The organism is Acinetobacter lwoffii (assembly GCF_049367455.1).
Classification (GTDB): Bacteria; Pseudomonadota; Gammaproteobacteria; order Pseudomonadales; family Moraxellaceae; genus Acinetobacter; species Acinetobacter lwoffii_W.
In genome coordinates this window covers 301,725-321,640 of record NZ_JBMPXW010000001.1, presented here as the reverse complement: position 1 = coordinate 321,640, position 19,916 = coordinate 301,725, and the positions used below count along the sequence as shown (strand labels likewise).

15 protein-coding genes are annotated in these 19,916 nt (G+C 46.1%); 7 read left to right on the top strand and 8 right to left on the bottom strand.

From position 1 onward, the window contains the following. The first annotated feature begins 69 nt into the window (after window positions 1-69). From ACO1B7_RS01600 to clpB, 3 genes are all read left to right on the top strand, one after another. Entirely contained in the window at window positions 70-1,119 is a 1,050-nt protein-coding gene (locus ACO1B7_RS01600) for an NADP(H)-dependent aldo-keto reductase (protein ID WP_191112402.1), read from the top strand. A gap of 143 nt (window positions 1,120-1,262) precedes the next feature. Beyond that, on the top strand, window positions 1,263-1,628 hold the full coding sequence (locus tag ACO1B7_RS01595; protein ID WP_004646580.1) for an antitoxin Xre/MbcA/ParS toxin-binding domain-containing protein: 366 nt from the start codon (window positions 1,263-1,265) through the stop codon (window positions 1,626-1,628). 251 nt (window positions 1,629-1,879) lie between these two features. Then, window positions 1,880-4,459, top strand: coding sequence for an ATP-dependent chaperone ClpB (gene clpB, locus ACO1B7_RS01590; RefSeq protein WP_423089718.1), 2,580 nt, complete (start codon window positions 1,880-1,882; stop codon window positions 4,457-4,459). Between the two features lie 185 nt (window positions 4,460-4,644). On the opposite strand, the gene rlmKL is transcribed toward clpB, so the two are convergent. Further along, the gene (gene rlmKL, locus ACO1B7_RS01585; protein ID WP_004280136.1) at window positions 4,645-6,849 is read right to left on the bottom strand and encodes a bifunctional 23S rRNA (guanine(2069)-N(7))-methyltransferase RlmK/23S rRNA (guanine(2445)-N(2))-methyltransferase RlmL; all 2,205 of its coding nucleotides are present in this window, start codon (window positions 6,847-6,849) and stop codon (window positions 4,645-4,647) included. A 232-nt stretch (window positions 6,850-7,081) separates the two neighbouring features. Between rlmKL and ACO1B7_RS01580 the strand changes: the two genes are divergently transcribed. The 4 genes from ACO1B7_RS01580 to ACO1B7_RS01565 all read left to right on the top strand — a co-directional run bounded on the left by ACO1B7_RS01580 (window position 7,082) and on the right by ACO1B7_RS01565 (window position 11,588). Beyond that, window positions 7,082-7,426, top strand: a complete 345-nt coding sequence (locus ACO1B7_RS01580) for a hypothetical protein (RefSeq protein ID WP_004280135.1) — start codon at window positions 7,082-7,084, stop codon at window positions 7,424-7,426. 224 nt (window positions 7,427-7,650) lie between these two features. Next, window positions 7,651-8,667, top strand: a complete 1,017-nt coding sequence (locus ACO1B7_RS01575; RefSeq protein WP_004280134.1) for an aspartate carbamoyltransferase catalytic subunit — start codon at window positions 7,651-7,653, stop codon at window positions 8,665-8,667. A 10-nt stretch (window positions 8,668-8,677) separates the two neighbouring features. Next, window positions 8,678-9,913 (top strand): dihydroorotase, encoded by a 1,236-nt coding sequence (locus tag ACO1B7_RS01570; RefSeq protein ID WP_423089717.1) that lies wholly within the window; start codon window positions 8,678-8,680, stop codon window positions 9,911-9,913. A gap of 184 nt (window positions 9,914-10,097) precedes the next feature. Continuing rightward, window positions 10,098-11,588 (top strand): OmpA family protein, encoded by a 1,491-nt coding sequence (locus ACO1B7_RS01565; protein ID WP_253174334.1) that lies wholly within the window; start codon window positions 10,098-10,100, stop codon window positions 11,586-11,588. Between the two features lie 54 nt (window positions 11,589-11,642). Here ACO1B7_RS01565 and ACO1B7_RS01560 read toward each other — a convergent pair whose 3' ends face one another. The 7 genes from ACO1B7_RS01560 to ACO1B7_RS01530 all read right to left on the bottom strand — a co-directional run bounded on the left by ACO1B7_RS01560 (window position 11,643) and on the right by ACO1B7_RS01530 (window position 19,911). Continuing rightward, complete coding sequence (locus ACO1B7_RS01560) at window positions 11,643-13,055, bottom strand: short-chain fatty acid transporter (RefSeq protein ID WP_423089716.1); 1,413 nt, start codon at window positions 13,053-13,055, stop codon at window positions 11,643-11,645. A 96-nt stretch (window positions 13,056-13,151) separates the two neighbouring features. Continuing rightward, on the bottom strand, window positions 13,152-13,790 hold the full coding sequence (locus ACO1B7_RS01555; protein WP_004646586.1) for a CoA transferase subunit B: 639 nt from the start codon (window positions 13,788-13,790) through the stop codon (window positions 13,152-13,154). A gap of 2 nt (window positions 13,791-13,792) precedes the next feature. Beyond that, window positions 13,793-14,497, bottom strand: a complete 705-nt coding sequence (locus ACO1B7_RS01550) for a CoA transferase subunit A (RefSeq protein WP_004729993.1) — start codon at window positions 14,495-14,497, stop codon at window positions 13,793-13,795. Window positions 14,498-14,590: 93 nt separating this feature from the next. Continuing rightward, entirely contained in the window at window positions 14,591-15,493 is a 903-nt protein-coding gene (locus ACO1B7_RS01545) for a hydroxymethylglutaryl-CoA lyase (protein ID WP_180180414.1), read from the bottom strand. Further along, window positions 15,490-17,484 carry an acetyl/propionyl/methylcrotonyl-CoA carboxylase subunit alpha gene (locus ACO1B7_RS01540; RefSeq protein WP_180180415.1) on the bottom strand — a complete coding sequence of 665 codons (1,995 nt, stop codon included), beginning with the start codon at window positions 17,482-17,484 and terminating at the stop codon, window positions 15,490-15,492. The genes ACO1B7_RS01545 and ACO1B7_RS01540 overlap by 4 nt, the downstream gene beginning before the upstream one ends. Before the next feature lie 19 nt (window positions 17,485-17,503). Further along, entirely contained in the window at window positions 17,504-18,298 is a 795-nt protein-coding gene (locus ACO1B7_RS01535) for an enoyl-CoA hydratase/isomerase family protein (protein ID WP_004646590.1), read from the bottom strand. An 11-nt stretch (window positions 18,299-18,309) separates the two neighbouring features. Continuing rightward, window positions 18,310-19,911: a carboxyl transferase domain-containing protein gene (locus ACO1B7_RS01530; protein ID WP_004646591.1), complete on the bottom strand. Its 1,602-nt coding sequence runs from the start codon at window positions 19,909-19,911 to the stop codon at window positions 18,310-18,312. Window positions 19,912-19,916: the final 5 nt, after the last annotated feature.

The window sequence follows — 19,916 nt, the reverse complement described above, 5'->3', positions numbered from 1 at the left end:
CCTTATAATTCCGATAGGCTATAGCCCACTTAATCTCAATTCACTGAATAAAATTCACAGGATGTTTTTATGCAATTCAGACCGTTGGCGGATACCGGCATTCTTTTGCCAGAAATTTGTTTGGGCACCATGACCTTTGGTGAGCAGAACACGCAAGAACAGGCTTTTCAGCAACTGGATTATGCCTTAGATCAGGGACTGTATTTCTGGGATACTGCGGAAATGTACCCGGTACCGCCAAAACCTGAAACGCAGGGCGCCACCGAGCGCATGATTGGAAACTGGATCGCTGCCCGTGGTGGCCGTGACAAACTTTTTTTAGCCTCAAAAATTGCCGGACCATCGCAAGGTGGTAGTCATATCCGGGATGGTAAAACCCGTTTTGTTGCCGATGAAATTTCAGCAGCAATAGACCAGTCATTGTCACGCCTGCAAACGGATTATATCGACCTGTATCAGTTACACTGGCCACAACGCCCCACCAATTTCTTTGGCATGTTGGGTTATGGCAATGCTGAAGCGGCAGAAGACCGTGCCGTAACGGATCTGGAAGAAACCCTGACTGCCTTGCAGGATGAAATTAAAAAAGGCCGTATCCGTTATATTGGTCTTTCCAATGAAACCCCGTGGGGCACGATGAAGTTCTTACACCTCGCAGAGAAATTAGGTTTGTCCAAATTTGTCAGTGTACAAAACCCATATAACCTGCTGAACCGTACTTATGAAATCGGCATGTCAGAAATTGCCCATTATGAAGGTGTGGGCTTGTTGGCGTATTCACCTTTGGCATTTGGTTATCTGACCGGTAAATTCCGGCATGGTGCACGTCCTGCCAATGCGCGTGTAACACTGTTCTCCCGCTTTAGCCGTTATAGCAATCCGCAAAGTGAATGGGCAACCGAGCAATATGCCCAGCTGGCAGAACAGCATGGCTTAAGTCTTACCCAATTGGCTTTGGCCTTTATCAAGCAGCAGTTCTTTGTGACCAGTACCATTATCGGTGCGACCAATCTGGATCAGCTCAAAGAAAATATTCAGGCTTTTGAAGTCGACCTGTCTGAAGAAGTACTGAAAGGTATTGAAGATATTCACCGTCAACAGCCGAATCCGGCACCATAATCATGGTGTTGTTATTTTAAAGCACCCTCCAAGCGAGGGTGTTTTAATTTTATGAGAAATTAAATTTGATGATAAACAACATGGCCGGAAAACAATAAAAGCAGCATAATCGAAATAAGACGCATCAAGATGATTTGATAAAAATGAATAGTGAAACAGGTATTTCTAAATCCCAAGTATTAGCTATAGCAGTATTCAACTTAGCTGAGCAGTTGCAACTGAAAGAATTCGAACTTGCATTGATTCTGGGTTTATCTGAGGCGGAATTATCTCTGGTTATAAATGAAAAAGAATTAGAACCAGATACTACAGCAGGCGAAAAAGCTATAGCTTTAGTAAATATCTATCAAAAGTTATTTAGCTTGCATGGTGGAGACTTGAGCTGGATGCGCCATTTTATCAATTCACCTAACAAGCTTTTGAATCATCAAACGCCAAGATCCTTGATGCAAACAGAACATGGTTTGAGTGAAGTATTGCGATTACTAGGAAGGTTGCAACCGTACTAAAAATATCTCTCTATTCTCTACTAAGCTGAAAAATAGCAGAGTAAATTAAATAAAATATGAATTGTTTATCTTCACCTTAAAAATTCTTCTAACCTCACTTGAAATATGATTTGATTACACCAATATTATTATTAAAAACTGTCTAAATGTTTATATTAAGTTTTTGAAAAATATATAAAAATGATTTGAAATTTTATCAAGTGCACCCATATATCCATCAAGTAGAACATTTGTTGTGAGGAATAACAAGAATGCGTTTTGAAAAATTTACCAATCGCCTGCAGCAGATCCTTTCAGATGCACAAGTCTTCGCTATGAGCAAAGACCATACCGCAATTGAACCGATTCATCTTCTCCATGCAGTTTTAAAAGAAGCTTCTTATGCAAGCTTATTACAGCAAGCAGGTGCAAATTTAGTTGAGCTGCAAACGAAGCTACAACAAGCCCTCAATGATGCGGCAAAATTATCAAATCCGTCAGCGGACATTAATGTAAATCCTGAAGCTTATAAAGTACTGACATTAACGGAGAGTTATGCACAAAAAGCCGGAGATGAATTCGTTAGTGTTGATTGGTTGATTTTAGCACTGGCTGAAACAGGATCTACGCAAAAAATACTCAGTAGTGTCGGCGTAAAAGCAGATCTACTGAAACAGCTGATTAATCAAATCCGAGGCGATGAAAAAGTCATGAGCAACAATTATGAAGATCAGCGTGATTCACTGAATAAGTACACCATTGATTTAACTGAACGTGCGTTGGCAGGCAAGCTTGATCCTGTGATTGGCCGTGATGATGAAATCCGTCGTACTATTCAGGTCTTGTCACGCCGTACCAAAAATAACCCGGTACTTATCGGTGAGCCAGGGGTCGGTAAAACGGCGATTGTCGAAGGTCTGGCGCAGCGGATTATTAATGGTGAAGTGCCTGAAGGACTCAAAGGGAAGCGTGTTTTATCTCTAGATCTAGGTTCTTTGCTGGCTGGCGCCAAATACCGTGGTGAGTTTGAAGAGCGCTTAAAAGCGGTTCTGAAAGATATTGCCAAACACGAAGGTGAAATCATCCTGTTTATCGACGAGTTGCATACGCTGGTGGGTGCCGGTAAAGGTGATGGCGCGATGGATGCCGGTAACATGCTGAAACCTGCGTTGGCCCGTGGCGAGCTGCGCTGTGTCGGTGCGACCACACTGGATGAATATCGTCAGTATATTGAAAAAGATGCAGCGCTGGAACGTCGTTTCCAGAAAGTACTGGTCGATGAGCCAAGCGTGGAAGATACCATTGCGATTCTGCGTGGTCTGAAAGATCGCTATGCCACCCATCACGGGGTACAGATTCTGGATTCCGCGATTATTGCGGCGGCGAAAATGTCACATCGTTATATCACCGACCGTCAGTTGCCGGATAAAGCTATTGACCTGATTGATGAAGCAGCATCGCGCATCAAAATGGAACTCGATTCTAAACCAGAAGCACTGGATAAACTGGAACGCCGTCTGATTCAGTTAAAAATGCAGCTGGAAGCGGTGAAAAAAGATGAAGACTCAGGTGCCAAAGCTGAGATTCAATACTTGTCCGATCAGATCGCCACAGTTGAAAAAGAGTATCATGACCTGGAAGAAGTCTGGCGTGCAGATAAAGCGCTGGTCGAAGGCAATAAAGACGTACAGATCAAACTGGATCAGGCACGTACAGCACTTGAAAAAGCGCAACGTGAAGGTGATCTGGGCGAGGCCGCGCGTTTGCAATATGGCGTGATACCAGAGTTGCAAAAGCAGCTTGAACTGGCTGAAAAAGCCGATGAAAGCGCAACGCCAAAATTGCTGCGTAACAAAGTCACCGACAATGAAATTGCTGAAGTAGTGAGTGCTGCGACCGGTATTCCGGTTGCGAAAATGCTGCAAGGCGAGCGTGACAAATTGCTACATATGGAAGAATTCCTGCATAACCGTGTAGTAGGGCAAGAAGAAGCCGTGGTGGCGGTATCCAATGCAGTACGCCGTTCACGTGCCGGTCTGTCAGATCCGAACCGTCCAAGTGGGTCATTCCTGTTCCTGGGGCCAACGGGTGTCGGTAAAACAGAATTGACCAAAGCCTTGGCGAATTTCCTGTTTGACAGCGACGATGCCATGGTGCGTATCGATATGTCAGAATTTATGGAAAAACATTCGGTCAGCCGTTTGGTTGGTGCGCCTCCGGGCTATGTCGGTTATGAAGAAGGTGGGGTGCTTACTGAAGCCGTACGTCGTAAACCGTATAGTGTGATCTTGTTTGATGAAGTCGAAAAAGCGCATCCGGACGTATTTAACATCTTGCTACAGGTACTGGATGATGGCCGTTTAACTGACTCGCAAGGCCGGGTAGTGGACTTTAAAAACTCTGTGATCGTCATGACTTCGAACCTGGGTTCGCAGGATGTACGTGAATTGGGCGGTAATGCCACAAAAGAAGAAGTCCGTACGGTGGTGATGAATGCGGTATCGGAACATTTCCGTCCAGAATTTATTAACCGTATTGATGAACTGGTAGTGTTCCATGCGCTGGAAAAAGACCAGATTCGCGGTATTGCCGATATCCAGTTGAACCGTTTACGTCAACGTCTGGCAGAACGTGATATGCGCTTGTCGGTAGATGACAGTGCTTTCGATCAGTTAATCGATGCTGGCTTTGATCCACTGTATGGTGCGCGCCCCCTGAAACGTGCAATCCAGCAGCGTATTGAAAATGGTCTGGCGCAGAAAATCCTGGGCGGAGAGTTCCAGCCGGGCGATACCATTCTGGTGAAAGCTGAAGCAGGTGAGTTAATCTTTGAAAAAATGAAACTTAACTAAACCACTTCTCCTTGCAACAAAAAACCCAGCCTAGGCTGGGTTTTTTTTAATCTTATTGTTAACTTCGAGCATTGCAACACTTTTGTATTCTTGTTGCGGCGAGCTTTAAAGCATGGCTTAAAACTCAGCTCAGGGAAAATAAAGAAGATATCAATCGTGATAAAGACAGTTAATTCATCATCAAATTACACTTGCGGATGACGGATTTTCCAGGCACGGTGAATCTTTTGATTCCGCTTGAAGTCAGGTCCAATGGTTTCCTGGGTAATTTCTTCAACATCAAAGAAGGCCAGAATTTCTTCATCCATCTCAAAACCACGATAGTTATTTGAGAAATACAAGGTACCATCAGTGGTTAAGCGGTTCATCGCACGTTTTAACAGGGACAAATGGTCGCGCTGTACGTCAAAGGTCCCGTAGAATTTCTTCGAGTTTGAGAAGGTTGGTGGGTCGATAAAGATCAGCTCATATTGCTCATGACCTTCTTTTAGCCATTCGAAACAGTCAGAGGCAAAGAACTGATGCTGTTCATCCGCATGATCCACGGTTAAGCCGTTCAGAACAAAATTTTCTTTAGACCAGTTCAAATAAGTATTCGACAGATCGACGCTGGTTGTACTTGCAGCACCACCCAAAGCAGCATGTAAACTTGCCGTTGAGGTATAGCTGTACAGGTTCAGGAAGTGTTTGCCTTTTGCTTCACGTGCAATACGTAAACGCATTTGACGGTGATCCAGAAACAGACCGGTATCCAGATAATCGGTCAGGTTGACCAGAATCTTGGCTTGACCTTCCTGAACGATAAAACGCTTGGATGCTGTACTTTGTTTGGTGTACTGGTTTTTACCTTCCTGACGTGCACGGGTCTTGATAAAGATCGCATCACGGCCCAAACCGGTCACGGCACGAATGGCCTGTAAGGCCAGGTTGAAACGTTTTTTGGCTTTTTCCGGATCAATAGTTTTAGGTGGCGCATATTCTTGTACATGCAAACGCTCGCCATACAGATCTACTGCGACGTTAAAATCAGGTAAATCTGCATCATAGAGACGTAAACAATGGATCTGTTCCTTGACTGCCCATTTTTTTAGAGCTTGCATATTTTTGGTCAGACGGTTGGCAAACTCCATCGCACCTTCAATCGGTTCAAACTGCTGAGGCTGCCAGCTTTCTAGGAATGGACGTACCACTGCGGCCGGTTTAACCGTACCGAAGCGGATATAGATCGGCAATTTACCATTCATCAAACGCAGGATTTGCGGATCATTGAACGCCAGCACATCGGCCTGTTCCACTTGGGAGGCAATCACAGCCGCTTTTTGATTCGGGAAATTCTTTTGCAATAAAGCCGATAAACCCAGGTATAAAGAACGGTTTTGCGCTTTATCGCCGAGACGTTCGCCATATGGCGGGTTGGTCACGAAGAATACTTTCTTGCCTTCTGCATGGAAATCAGGCCAGTCATTTAAAGTCCGTTCTTCGATCATGATATTGTCGAGAGCAGCTTCAAAACCCGCCGCGATAATATTTTGTCTGGTGGCTTTAACCGCTTCCCAGTCCGCATCGAAGGCATAGAATTGTGGTAATGGATTTTCCATTGCCGCTTGATGACGTTCAGCAGCTTCGGCCTTGATGCTCATCCACAGTTCATGGTCATGGCCATTCCAGCCATTAAAACCGAAACGACGGACCAGACCCGGTGCACGGTCGGTCAAAATCATTAGGGATTCAATAATAAAGGTACCTGAACCACACATTGGATCGACAATGATGTCCGGATTTAACGCTTTTAAACCACCTTTTTGCAGAATCGCAGCGGCCAGGTTTTCCTTGATTGGGGCGTCAGTCATAAAGCGGCGATAACCGCGTTTATGCAAAGAGTCGCCAGACAGGTCCAGGCAGTAAGTATGTTCTTTCTTGCCTGCCAGAATATACATGGTAATTTCAGGCTGTTTGGTATCAATGCTTGGACGTTTGCCTACGGCTTCCATAAAGGAATCTACGACACCATCTTTGGCACGTAAAGTCGCAAACTGGGTATTGACCTTGATATCACGTTCGACATGCAAACGAATCGCAAAGGTACTTTGTGGTGCAAAAATCAGCGACCAGTCAAAGCTGAGAGCCCCTTCATAGAGTTCTTCTGCCACATCACGGGCATCATGAGAAAATTCAATTTCATGCGTGTGGATCGGCATCAAGACACGTGAAGCCAGACGTGACCACATGCAGATACGATAAGCATTTTCCAGTGTACCTTTAAAGGTTAAACGGCCTGGAAAACGCTCAATATTCTGAACACCTAAGCCTTGTATTTCTTCTTCTAATAAGGTTTCCAGACCATCGGCACAGGTGACCCAATAATTGCTTAAACGTGGAGAGGTATTCATATAATAGAGAGACCAAAAAAGATAAATAAAAAACTGCGCTAAGTTTACCGTATTTTTATATTGAAAGCTTTTGAAATTCTCTGAAAGGCCGTGGCATGTGATAGAGAAAAATAATATTCACACTATAAATTGAGGAACTGGTATGCATTTTGCTCTATACATGGCAAATCAGGCGGTCAGTCGATGGGGAGCGATGGCTGCCTGATTTTTCAATTTTATAATGGGGGTTAAGATGTTAGAGAATCAGTTACGCAACCATGACGCTTTTTCAGTGGCCACTTTAATCTATGCGCGTTTACGACGTGTTTCAGGTCGGGTGATTGATGCAATTTATCTGGCAGAGAACCTGGATTATGCCCGGCATGTGATTCAACTGGCAGAGCAGACCCAAGACCCAGATTTGAATCATCTGATCCAGCGCCTGAAAATGGTACTGGAGATTTCGGAAACAGCACAAGATTCACCAACAGAATCTGCACACCCAAGCCAGCAGGAAGGGCTGATCTCGGTCGAACCGGATGAAGACGATATCTATCGTGCACAGGTGTCACATCGTTATATTGGTGCACTGCGTTAAACCTGAGATGGGTGTGAATGCTCCAGACTGAAGCGCCCGTTGGTTTTGTACTTAAAATCAGCAAGATGCAAATCGGGTTAAATTATGTTATTGAAAAAATACAAAGGAATCTGATTTTTTATTTTTATTGTTCAGATGCTTTTTGTACAAGTAGCAGCATGGCCAACTATAAAAATTCGCCAATCTCTGTATAATATGTTGACTTAACGCATAAGGAATCTCTCATGCACTTGGCGGCATTGCATACACCGAGCCAGATTCAACTCAATAAAGAAGGTAATCTAAAACACTTCTTGACCATCGAAGGTCTTTCTAAAGAAACCCTGACAAAAATATTGGACACTGCACAGTCCTTTTTTAATGACCAAAATCAGCTGATCACCAATAATTTGCTCGAAGGCAAAACGGTGATGAACCTGTTCTTCGAAAATTCAACCCGTACCCGCACCACCTTTGAAGCCGCTGCCAAGCGCCTTTCTGCCAACGTTCTCAATATCGATATTGCCCGTTCGAGTACTTCCAAAGGTGAAACCCTGCGTGACACCTTATGGAATCTGGAAGCCATGGCGGCCGATATTTTCGTGGTGCGTCATTCATCTTCAGGGGCAGCGCATTTTATTGCCAAGGATGTCTGTCCAACAGTGGCAATTATTAATGCCGGTGATGGCCGTCATGCGCATCCGACTCAAGCGATGCTGGACATGCTGACCATTCGCCGCGAAACCAATAAAAAATTCGAAGAAATGTCGATTGCCATTATTGGCGATATCAAGCATTCACGTGTCGCGCGTTCAGATGTGGCTGCCTTGCAAACTTTAGGTTGCCAGGATATCCGGGTGATTGCACCGAATACCTTGCTGCCATTGGGTTTTGAAGAATATGGCGATGGTGTTCGTCTATTTAACAATATGGAAGACGGCATCAAAGACTGCGACGTGATCATTACCTTACGTATTCAAAACGAGCGTATTGATTCTCCGGCACTGGCCTCGCAAGCAGAGTTCTACAAAATGTATGGCTTGAATAAAGAACGTCTTGCCATGGCCAAACCGGATTGTATCGTGATGCATCCGGGACCAATGAACCGTGGGGTTGAAATCGACTCAAGTATTGCGGATGGTCCGCAATCTGTGATTTTGAAGCAGGTGACCAATGGTATTGCCGTGCGTATGGCGGTGTTGGCTTTATCGATGCAAGGCCAGTTACAAGAACAAGGTTTGATTGAAGCGATTGCGGGTTAAGGAATAAGTCATGACTATTGTAAAAATTGAAAATGTCCGTGTTCTTGATCCAATCCAAAACACTAATTCTATCCAGACCGTGTATCTGGAAAATGGAAAATTCGTTGCAGAAACAGCAGACGTCTCTGAAACGATTGATGGTCAAGGCAAATGGTTAATGCCAACCATGGTCGATTTGTGTGCGCGTTTACGTGAACCGGGTCAACAGCAACACGGTACGCTTAAGTCTGAAGGAAAAGCGGCACGTGAAAATGGCATTTTGCACGTATTTACGCCACCCGATTCAAAGCCAATCGTACAAGATAATGGTGCGCTGATTCACGGTCTGGTCGAAAAAGCCATGCTGGATGGTGGGATCTATCTTCAAGTGATTGGTGCGCAAACCCAAGGCTTAAATGGTCAACAACCGGCAAATATGGCGGGCTTGAAAAAGGGCGGTTGTACTGCGGTTTCCAATGCCAGTGCGCCGTTTGCCAATGATGATGTGGTACTGCGTACCCTTGAATATGCTGCAGGCTTAGACCTGACGGTGGTGTTCTATGCGGAAGAACCACAAATTGCCAAAGACGGCTGTGTGCATGAAGGGTTTATTGCATCACGTCAGGGCTTGCCGATGATTCCGGCACTGGCTGAAACCGTGGCAATTGCCAAATATCTGTTGATGATTGAATCAACCAAAGTACGAGCACACTTTGGTCTGTTGTCTTGTGGTGCATCTGTCGAATTGATCCGTATTGCCAAGGAAAAAGGCTTGCCAGTGACCTGTGATGTGGCCATGCATCAGTTACATTTAACTGATCATTTGATTGATGGATTTAACTCTCTTGCACATGTGCGTCCACCGCTTCGTTCTGAACAGGACAAAGAATTACTGCGTCAGGGTGTAAAATCAGGTGTGATTGATGCGATTTGTACTCATCATGAACCGCTAAGCAGCTCTGCGAAAATGGCGCCGTTTGCTGAAACACAGCCAGGATTCACAGCTTTTGATACTTATGTGCCTTTTGGTCTGCAACTGATTCGTGAAGGATTGTTGACTCCACTGGAATGGGTAGAAAAAGTAACCTTGGCTCCGGCTCGTGTTGCGCAAATGGCAGATCGCTGGGTAAATGAATCAGGCTGGGTGCTGCTAGATCCGGAACTGGAATGGACCCTGAATAAAGAAAGCATCGTGTCACAAGGTAAAAATACCCCGTTAATTAATCAAAAAGTGCTGGGTAAAGTTGTTCAAACTTTTGTTGCTTAAGTGATCCCAATTTTATAAAAGTCAGCTTCGGCTGGCTTTTTTTTATTTCTATAAATTCTATGTCTGTAAAATGAGTACTCAACAAAAATAGTGAAACTTTATGATATTCATACAATTATTTACATTTTCAAAAAATGGGGATCGTTACACTGATTAAATATTAAACATTAGAAAAATCAAAAGAATGGTGACGATTATGAATATAGACTTTATAGAACGCCTAAAAAGCGATGTTACGGCGATTGTGCTTCAAGGTGAAACCGAGCATTTATTTGCCAAAGATCAAGCTTTGGCTCAATTCTATCCCATATTTTTAAGTATATTGCGTTCACGTCCCGCCTGGATCGAGAATCTTGGTCAGCAACTTAATCCAAAAATTCATGAATTATTCAATGCAAACCCGGCACTCAAGCAGCAATTTCTCGATCAAGTGGATCAGAGCGCGCCGCAAGATGAAATAGAGCATACCTTGAACCGGTCAATTGTACCGACCATGAATTTTTTACAGACTGAAGCAGGTGCTTCGAGTCCGGAAGCGATTAGCCATTTGCTGGAAACCCACGCCGATTCGATTCAGCGCGCATTACCCCTTTGGGCTGGCCCTATTCTGGCAGCGCTTGGAGTTTCACCCTTGGCAGGGCAGAATTTAAATCAGGAACCTGTATTGGCGGAGCAGACCATCATTGTTCAGGAAGAAAGAAAAACCGGCTTTTTATGGCCGTTTATTATTTTTCTGATCCTGGCGGGTTTGATCCTGTTTTTGGTTCGTAGCTGCATGCAGGATGATGTTGAAGATTCAAATACCCAAGCGACCAGTGAAGTTGCTGCAGCTCAGCCTGCATCCTTGCGATTAAGTACAGGCAGTAATGGCGAAATTGTCAGTTGTCAATTACAGCTGAATAATCCGCAGTATATGGAAATTTTGCAAAACGAGATCAAACAGATCTTTAATTATAATATTGGTTGTGGGGCGCTGAGCAGTGAGGTTTATCATTCAGAATTTATTGATCAGGATACTATTCCGACTGTGTTGAGAACAATGCAGGGAATGCCAAATGTGTCACTTGACTGGATTGGCAATCAGGTTTCAGTGCGTGCAGCAACCAATGCAGAAGCCGAGCGTCTGGCAGCACAAATTCGTAGTCTGGCCAAAAATGTCACAGTGGTGACCCAGCAGCCGCTCAATAGAAGTGACGTGATTAATACCGCCAATAGTGAGGCAGAACAAGCCTTGGCCAGTATCAAGACCGATAATGTTAAAGCACTGGATGTGGCGACTGCACTTAATTTACAGATCATTAATTTTGATACGGCATCGACTGAAGTTCCGGAAGTCAATAAATTGGTGCTGGATCAAGCTGCTGCATTATTACAACGTGCACCACAAGTTATCCTGAAAGTTAAAGGACATGCTGATGCTCAGGGCAGCGAAGCAGAAAATAAGGTGCTGTCCGTACAGCGCGCTCAGGCGATTACCAGTTATCTCGTGCAAAAAGGTGTCGATCCTGCACAATTACAGGCGGTTGGAATGGGAGAGGATCAGCCGGTTGAACCCAATGCGACACCTGCCGGACAGTTTCAGAACCGTCGCGTGACCTTTGAGGTCGTGAATACTGAAACGGGAATTGTGCGTGAAGTAGATGATGAAGGTGTGGTTGAGAAGACAGGAAATTAAGAGAGCAGCCTAAATAAAAAAGGACGAATCTTCGTCCTTTTTTATTATCTTAAATTAAGAAAATACCGGCGGGCTATAAGTCAATGTCCGACCAAGGAACCATAGCAGGAACAGTACCAAAGGCAGATGGAAAATCAACTGGGTCACCGTAAATCCAATCACATCTTTGGCTTTTAATTTCAGGATACCCAACATCGGAAGCATAAAGAATGGATTAATCAGATTCGGCAAGGCTTCTGCCGCATTATAAATCTGTACCGACCAGCCCAGATGCACTTTCAGGTCATGCGCAGCCTGCATCACATAGGGCGCTTCGATAATCCATTTCCCTCCGCCAGAAGGAATAAAGAAACCCAGAATCGCCGAGTATAAGCCCATCACGATGGCAAAGGTTTCCTGCGAGGCAATCGAAACGAAAAACTCGGCAATATAATGTGACAGCGACAGATCGGCTGAGTTCAGTGCATTGGTCATCATAAAGGCAATACTACCATACAGCGGAAACTGGATCAGTACCCCTGAAATGGCCGGGACAGCCTTGGAGACTGCATTCAGGAAATTTCGTGGTGTACCGTGTAAGGCCACGCCCAAAATCAGAAAGATAAAGTTATAGGTATTTAAGCTGGAAATGGCCAGAATCGGATTGCTTTTGGAAAATTCGTTAAACATCCAGACTGCGCCCAGAATCACGATCAAAATGCTTAAAATGGGTGAATTTTCCAGCCAATCCCCCGGTCTTTTTTCGGCAGATAAGTCCGGTTTTTCTTCTTCAATCTGAATCGGGAAGTGCTCAATGGTTTTAATGTCAGAGCCTTTAGGTGCTGACCAGTAAGCAATTGCAATTGAAGCCAAAATCAGTACCGCCGTCATGATCATGGATTGCGGCAGGAAAATAGTCTCGGTAAATGGGATCACGCCCGTCAGATTATAAATCGGTTCAGGCAGACTGCTTTTATTGGCCTGTAACTGTGCAGCTGAAGAACTGATGCCCAGTGCCCAGGTCGCACCCATCCCGATAATCGCGGCAGCCGCAGCGGCGCGGTAATCCATGTTAAGCTCTTTACGCTGTGCCAGTGCAATCACTAGAAGTGCAGTCAGTACGGTACTCATGGCCCAGTTAATTAAGGAAATTAACAGGCTGACCGTGGCGACCAGGACAATCGCACCACGACCGGAATGCGGCAGGCGCGCCATTTTCTGGATCAGAAGCTGGACAGGCTTAGATACGGAAACCACATAACCGACCACGATCAGCATGCACATCTGCAAGGTAAAGGGAATCAGGCTCCAGAAGCCGTCTCCAAAGGAAATCGCGACATCCTGTGCGGGTGCACCAATTCCGATGGCGGCAATCGCCACAATGATGACGCCAAGCAGGGCAAAAATATAAGAATCCGGAAACCATTTTTCAGACCAGTCGCTGACGCGCAAGGCGAAGCGCTGCAAAATATTTTGTTGAGTTTGCATGATTAAAATCCATTTATTCTGCGATTATTATTTTGAAATGAAACAGCTATATATAAAAAAGCCCTTAAGATGCTTCATTCTTAAGGGCTGGCTGGATCAGGCAGCGTTACGTAGTAGCGCTACCCCCGTGACTTTTTGAATCTCTTCAAAACTTACCTCTGGTGCCAGTTCAACCAGTCGAATTCCATCAGGAGTAACATCCAGTACACCGAGATCGGTAATAATCCGGTTCACCACAGCCTGGCCGGTCAGCGGCAGACTACATTCTGGAACTATCTTAGGTGTACCATCTTTGGCGCAGTGTTCCATCAAGACCACGACCTTTTGTACACCCGCGACCAGATCCATGGCACCGCCCATGCCTTTGACCTTTTTGCCTGGAATCATCCAGTTGGCCAGATCACCAGTTTCGGACACTTCCATAGCACCCAGAATGGCAATATTGACATGACCGCCACGGATCATGGCAAAGGAGTCGGCACTTGAGAAAAATGAAGCACCTTTACGCGCGGTAACCGTCTGTTTACCGGCATTGATCAGGTCGGCATCCACTGTCTCCTCGGTTGGAAATTCGCCAATCCCCAGCAGGCCATTTTCCGACTGCAGCCAGACATTGATATTTTCCGGAATATAGTTCGCGACTAGCGTCGGCAGGCCAATCCCTAGATTGACGTAGAAACCATCTTCAAGCTCTTGTGCCGCGCGCTGCGCCATTTCATTACGTGTCCAAGCCATGATCAAGCCTCCGCCTTTAAAGTCATCTGTTCAATACGTTTTTCCGGTTGAGCATTCAGGACTATCCGGTTCACATAAATTCCCGGAAGATGGATTTCGTCCGGATCCAGCACGCCAATTTCGACAATCTCTTCGACTTCAGCAATGGTAATTTTGCCGGCCATGGCACAGACCGGATTAAAGTTCTGGGCGGTTTTACGGAAAATCAGGTTGCCGGCTTTATCGGCCTTATAGGCTTTAACCAGAGCAACATCAGCTGTTAAAGATTCTTCCAGAATGTAAGACTTGCCATTAAATTCACGGACATCCTTACCTTCAGCGATCACGGTTCCGACACCCGTCGCCGTATAAAAAGCCGGAATACCGGCACCGCCAGCACGTAATTTTTCTGCCAGTGTACCCTGTGGGGTCAGCTCAACTTCCAGTTCGCCATTTAAATATTGACGTTCGAATTCCTTGTTTTCACCGACATAAGAGGAGATCATTTTTTTAATCTGTTTTGTTTCCAGTAAAAGCCCCAGACCGAAGCCGTCTACACCGGCATTATTGGAAATACAGGTCAAATTTTTGGCACCAGTTTCTTTTAGGGCCGTGATCAAAGCTTCTGGAATACCACATAGGCCGAAACCACCGACAGCCAGAGTATGACCATCTTGCACCACATCCTTTAAGGCGGATTGAGCGCTGTCATAAACCTTGTTTGACATCTTGTCACCTCTATTGTTATTACAGCAGACTTAAATCTGCTGTTTATATCCTTATGGGTTGCTTAAGTTTATTTTGCTCAAGCATGATTATTGTTAAGCACAGGCTTTTTGCCAGTAGGCATTGGCATAATTGGATGGATTATTGCGCTGCAAGACTTCACTGATATTACGACTGGCCTGCATCAGTGCATCCAGCTGAATACCGGTTTCAAAGCCCATATTCGAGAGCAGGTAATACAGGTCTTCGGTCGAGACATTGCCAGATGCACCTTGGGCATAAGGACAGCCACCCAGTCCAGCAATGGAGGAGTCAAAGACCCGAATGCCTTGCAACAGTGACTGATAAATATTGGCAATCGCCATGCCGTAGGTATTATGGAAATGACCGGCCAGCACTTTGGCATCAAGTTCAGCCAAACAAGCTTCCCAGACGTATTTAACCCGGTCTGGGGTGGCCGTGCCAATGGTTTCACCCAACGACACTTCATAGCAGCCCATCTCCAGCAAACGCTGCGTGACTTTCACCACCTGCTTGGGATCAATCGCACCTTCATAAGGACAGTCCACCATACAGGAGACATAACCGCGTACCTTGATGTCATTGGCTTTGGCGGCTGACATCACATCGGCAAACTTCTCAAAACTTTCATCAATCGAGCAGTTGATGTTTTTGCGGGTAAAGCTTTCAGAAGCAGCGGTAAATACTGCCACTTCCTTGCAACCCACAGCCAGTGCCGATTCAAAACCTTTCAGATTTGGGGTCAGCAGACTGAACTGAATATTTGGATCTTGAGGTAGGCTGGCAAAGAGCACATCACTGTCTGCCATTTGCGGTACCCATTTGGCTGAAACGCAGGAGCCGACTTCGATGGACTGTAGACCGGTTTTCATCAGGTCCAAAATCAGGTTTTTCCGGTCATCCAATGTCAAAGGTGTTTTTTCATTTTGCAGGCCATCGCGTGGCCCGACTTCTACGATTTTGACAAAATCCGTCATGCCACTTCCTCCGCCAGCGGCTGGAACTCGACCAGTTCATCACCGGCTTTAACCTGATCACCCTTCTGGAAATATGAGCTTGCGATGATGCCGTCATGCGGTGCGCGAATCGAGTATTCGATCTTCATGGCTTCCAGCGTCATCAGCACATCATCTTTCTTGACTTTGTCATTGGCTGCGACCAGCACCTGGGTAATGACACCTGGCATTGGTGCGATCAGATTATTTTCCGTGCCTTGCTCATCCTGATTATTAAAATCAGACTTCAGGTAATTGAACTTATAGCTTTGACCATTCTGGAATAGGGTAATGCCTTGCTCAGTCTGGCTAAAAGCCAGTTTTTGCTGTTTACCCGCCAGTTGTAACGCTAAAGTATGGGCATCGACGAGCTGACCCTGAATTTGAATTTGCTGACCGTTATAGCTGGCGACAAAGCCTTGATCCTGAGTGCGGAACTGAACTTTCAGGTTGATGCCATTGCGTTGTAATTGCACTGTATGGCTATTTTGCTGGTTTAGGCGCCAGAATGCTTGCTGCTGCCATACCGGATTGCTTGGAGCGGGATTCTGTGCTTGACGTGCCAGGAGCTCAATCAGTGCGGCACTAACTACCAGTTCGGCACGGATATCCGCAGAAGGTTTGAGCAGAAATTCTTCTTCACGTTGAATCAGGCCGGTATCTAAATGTGCATTTTTAAACGAGTCACACAGCACTAGGCGATCTAGAAAAGCAATATTGTTACCCAGACCATCGACATGGAACTGACCCAGTGCATGGTGCATCTGGGTTAGGGCTGCTTCACGGTTTTTGCCCCAGACAATCAGTTTGGCAATCATCGGATCATAATAAGTGCTGATCTCGTCGCCCTCGACAATACCGCTATCGACACGTACACAGTCACTTTGCTCCGGATAATGCAGGTAGCTGATCTGACCAATCGCAGGAATAAAGCCTTTTTCCGGTTCTTCGGCATAGACACGGGCTTCGAGTGCATGTCCATGAATCTGTAATTCATACTGCTGCTTTGGTAAAGGCTCACCAAAAGCCACGCGCAGTTGCCATTCCACCAGATCCTGTCCGGTAATCATTTCAGTGACCGGATGTTCAACCTGAAGACGGGTGTTCATTTCCATGAAGTAAGCTGTGCCGTCTTGCTCCACGATAAACTCGACTGTACCGGCACCGACATAATTTACTGCACGCGCAGCATCGATTGCCGCCTGACGCATCGCCTCCAGTTTGTCTTCCGGCATTTTCGGTGCAGGCGCTTCTTCCAACACTTTCTGATGGCGACGCTGTACCGAGCAATCACGTTCGAACAGATGTACATAATTGCCGTGGGTATCACCAAACACCTGCACTTCAATATGACGTGGCTGAATCACATAACGTTCAATCAGAACGTCTTCATTGCCAAAACTTGAACGTGCTTCACTCTTGCATGAAGCAAGCGAGCTAAGAAAATCTTCGCTGCGTTCCACCAGACGCATGCCTTTACCGCCACCGCCGGCACTGGCCTTGATCAGTACCGGATAGCCAATATTGTCTGCCTGCTGTTTCAGGAAGTCGGCATCCTGATTGGTCCCATGATAGCCGGGGGTTAGAGGCACACCGGCTTTTTCCATCAGCGCTTTAGAGGTGGCCTTTAGACCCATTGCCAGAATGGCATCGACTGGCGGGCCAATAAAGACAATATTGTTGTCCTGACAGGCCAAGGCAAACTGGTCATTTTCGGACAGGAAACCATAACCGGGGTGAATCGCCTGGGCACCAGTGTTTTTGGCTGCCTGAATAATGCGATCAATTTGCAAATAACTTTGTGCTGCTGGCGATTCACCAATATAGATCGCTTCATCGGCCAGTTTGACATGTTGTGATAGTGCATCGGCATCGGAGTAGACGGCAACAGTAGCAATACCTAATTTCTTCGCTGTACGAATGACACGGCAGGCAATTTCACCACGGTTGGCAATTAAAATCTTTTCAAACATCGTAGGATCCTTCTTGTTGTTATGCCGTGGTCTTGATCCAGGCCGGGCTTTGTTTGTTCAAAAATGCATTCAGTCCATTTTTCGCCTCATCTCCCTGGCGAATATGGGCAATATGCTGTGCTGTTTTAAGCAGTAAATCTTCGGTCAAAACCTGTTGGTCAACCAGTTGGATCAACTGTTTCGATGCGCTCTGTGCAGCAGGACCACCCAGTAAAAGTGCTTCCACAATTTCATCAATTTTGCTGTCGAGCTGTTCTGGTGTAGTAACTTCATGCGCAAGACCAATGCTTTTGGCCTGTTCAGCAGTAATCCGCTCGGCGGTCAGGAAATAACGTGAGGCCTGACGGGCACCAATCGCACGAATCACATAAGGGCTGATGGTCGAAGGTGCCAGACCTAAGCGAACCTCGGAAGTGGCAAACTTGGCATCTGTACTGGCCACACAAATATCACAGGCTGAGGCCAGCCCCATGCCGCCACCAAAGGCAATGCCGTGTACCCGGGCAATGGTTGGCTGTTTTAAGGTCGCCAGACTTTGCAGCATTTTTGCCAGTTTGAGAGCATCCGCTTCGTTGTCTGCCTGTGATGCCTGACCTGCCTGTTTCATCCAGTTCAGATCCGCGCCAGCAGAGAAACTCTTGCCTCGGCCTGCCAAAATCACCACACGCACATCATCATGGTCATTTAAAGACCGGAAACAGGCATGCAGTTCTTCAATCACCTGGGTATTAAAAGCATTGTGCAGTTCGGCACGGTTAATCCAGACTGTCGCGACCTGATCCTGCTGTTCGAGCTGTAAAAATTGATATGTCATTTTGTCACCCCTTACATGCGGAACACGCCGAATTTGGTTGGCTGGATGGGCGCATTCAGTGCCGCAGCCAGACTCAAGGCCAAGACTTCACGCGATTGCGCTGGATCAATCACACCATCATCCCATAAACGCGAAGACGCATAATAAGGGTGGCCTTGGCGTTCGTATTGGTCACGGATTGGTTGTTTAAACTGGTCTTCTTCTTCAGCTGACCAAGTTCCGCCTTTTTGCTCAATCTGGTCACGTTTTAAGGTCGACAAGACGCTGGAGGCCTGTTCACCGCCCATCACTGAAATACGCGAGTTTGGCCAGGTCCACATAAAGCGTGGCGAGTAAGCGCGTCCACACATACCATAGTTGCCTGCACCAAAAGAACCGCCAATCACTAGAGTCAGTTTCGGTACATTGGCATTGGCGACGGCCATCACCAGCTTAGCACCATTTTTGGCAATGCCTTCATTTTCATACTGGCGGCCGACCATAAACCCGGTAATATTTTGCAGGAAAATCAGCGGAATATTGCGCTGGGTACACAGTTCAATAAAATGTGCGCCTTTTTGGGCAGACTCGGAAAATAGAATGCCATTATTGGCAATAATCCCGACCGGCATGCCATAGAGCTTGGCAAAACCGGTCACCAGGGTAGTGCCGAAACGTGCCTTGAACTCGTCAAAACGTGAGCCATCGACAATACGCGCTATCACTTCACGGATATCAAAAGGCTTGCGCGCGTCACTCGGCACAATGCCGTACAGTTCCGAACTGTCAAACAGCGGCGCTTCGATTTCATCTGCGGTCTTGTTTGGCTTTTTGTTCAGGTTGGCCACGATGTTGCGGGCAATCGCAAGTGCATGTTCATCGTTTTCAGCCAGATGATCAGCCACGCCAGACAAACGGGTATGCACATCACCACCACCGAGATCCTCACTGGACACCACTTCACCAGTAGCTGCCTTAACTAGAGGAGGGCCGCCTAGGAAAATGGTGCCCTGATTGCGGACAATAATGGTTTCATCTGACATGGCAGGCACATAAGCACCGCCTGCAGTACAGCTGCCCATCACCACTGCAATTTGGGCGATACCTTGGCTCGACATACGTGCCTGATTGTAGAAAATACGGCCGAAGTGATCGCGGTCTGGAAATACTTCATCCTGTAAAGGCAAATATGCACCGCCTGAATCCACCAGATAAATACAAGTCAGATGGTTCTGTTCGGCAATTTCCTGGGCACGTAAATGCTTTTTCACTGTTAATGGATAATAAGTACCGCCTTTCACCGTAGCATCATTGGCGATGATCATGCAGGTCACACCCTTGACCTGACCAACACCAGCGACCACACCTGCGGCAGGAACATCATCCTGATACACCTGATAGGCAGCCAGCTGACCAATTTCCAAAAAAGCTGTGCCTGGATCAATTAAATGATTAATCCGTTCACGGGGGAGTAATTTGCCACGGTCCAGATGTTTTTGACGGGCAGTTTCGCCACCACCCAAAGCAATTTTTTCAACTTTCTGTTTTAGGTCATCCACCAGTTGCAGCATGGCAGTCTGGTTGGTTTTAAACTCTTCACTACGTATATTGATTTTGCTCGATAACTGATTCATGACCA

Excerpts from the sequence above, each read along its gene's own strand:
- ACO1B7_RS01570 (WP_423089717.1), top strand. The coding sequence starts at position 8,678 with ATGACTATTGTAAAAATTGAAAATGTCCGTGTTCTTGATCCAATCCAA.
- ACO1B7_RS01550 (WP_004729993.1), bottom strand. The coding sequence starts at position 14,497 with ATGTCAAACAAGGTTTATGACAGCGCTCAATCCGCCTTAAAGGATGTG.
- ACO1B7_RS01530 (WP_004646591.1), bottom strand. The coding sequence starts at position 19,911 with ATGAATCAGTTATCGAGCAAAATCAATATACGTAGTGAAGAGTTTAAA.
- ACO1B7_RS01540 (WP_180180415.1), bottom strand. The coding sequence starts at position 17,484 with ATGTTTGAAAAGATTTTAATTGCCAACCGTGGTGAAATTGCCTGCCGT.
- ACO1B7_RS01600 (WP_191112402.1), top strand. The coding sequence starts at position 70 with ATGCAATTCAGACCGTTGGCGGATACCGGCATTCTTTTGCCAGAAATT.
- ACO1B7_RS01535 (WP_004646590.1), bottom strand. The coding sequence starts at position 18,298 with ATGACATATCAATTTTTACAGCTCGAACAGCAGGATCAGGTCGCGACA.
- ACO1B7_RS01575 (WP_004280134.1), top strand. The coding sequence starts at position 7,651 with ATGCACTTGGCGGCATTGCATACACCGAGCCAGATTCAACTCAATAAA.
- ACO1B7_RS01560 (WP_423089716.1), bottom strand. The coding sequence starts at position 13,055 with ATGCAAACTCAACAAAATATTTTGCAGCGCTTCGCCTTGCGCGTCAGC.
- ACO1B7_RS01580 (WP_004280135.1), top strand. The coding sequence starts at position 7,082 with ATGTTAGAGAATCAGTTACGCAACCATGACGCTTTTTCAGTGGCCACT.
- clpB (WP_423089718.1), top strand. The coding sequence starts at position 1,880 with ATGCGTTTTGAAAAATTTACCAATCGCCTGCAGCAGATCCTTTCAGAT.
- ACO1B7_RS01595 (WP_004646580.1), top strand. The coding sequence starts at position 1,263 with ATGAATAGTGAAACAGGTATTTCTAAATCCCAAGTATTAGCTATAGCA.
- ACO1B7_RS01555 (WP_004646586.1), bottom strand. The coding sequence starts at position 13,790 with ATGGCTTGGACACGTAATGAAATGGCGCAGCGCGCGGCACAAGAGCTT.
- ACO1B7_RS01565 (WP_253174334.1), top strand. The coding sequence starts at position 10,098 with ATGGTGACGATTATGAATATAGACTTTATAGAACGCCTAAAAAGCGAT.
- rlmKL (WP_004280136.1), bottom strand. The coding sequence starts at position 6,849 with ATGAATACCTCTCCACGTTTAAGCAATTATTGGGTCACCTGTGCCGAT.
- ACO1B7_RS01545 (WP_180180414.1), bottom strand. The coding sequence starts at position 15,493 with ATGACGGATTTTGTCAAAATCGTAGAAGTCGGGCCACGCGATGGCCTG.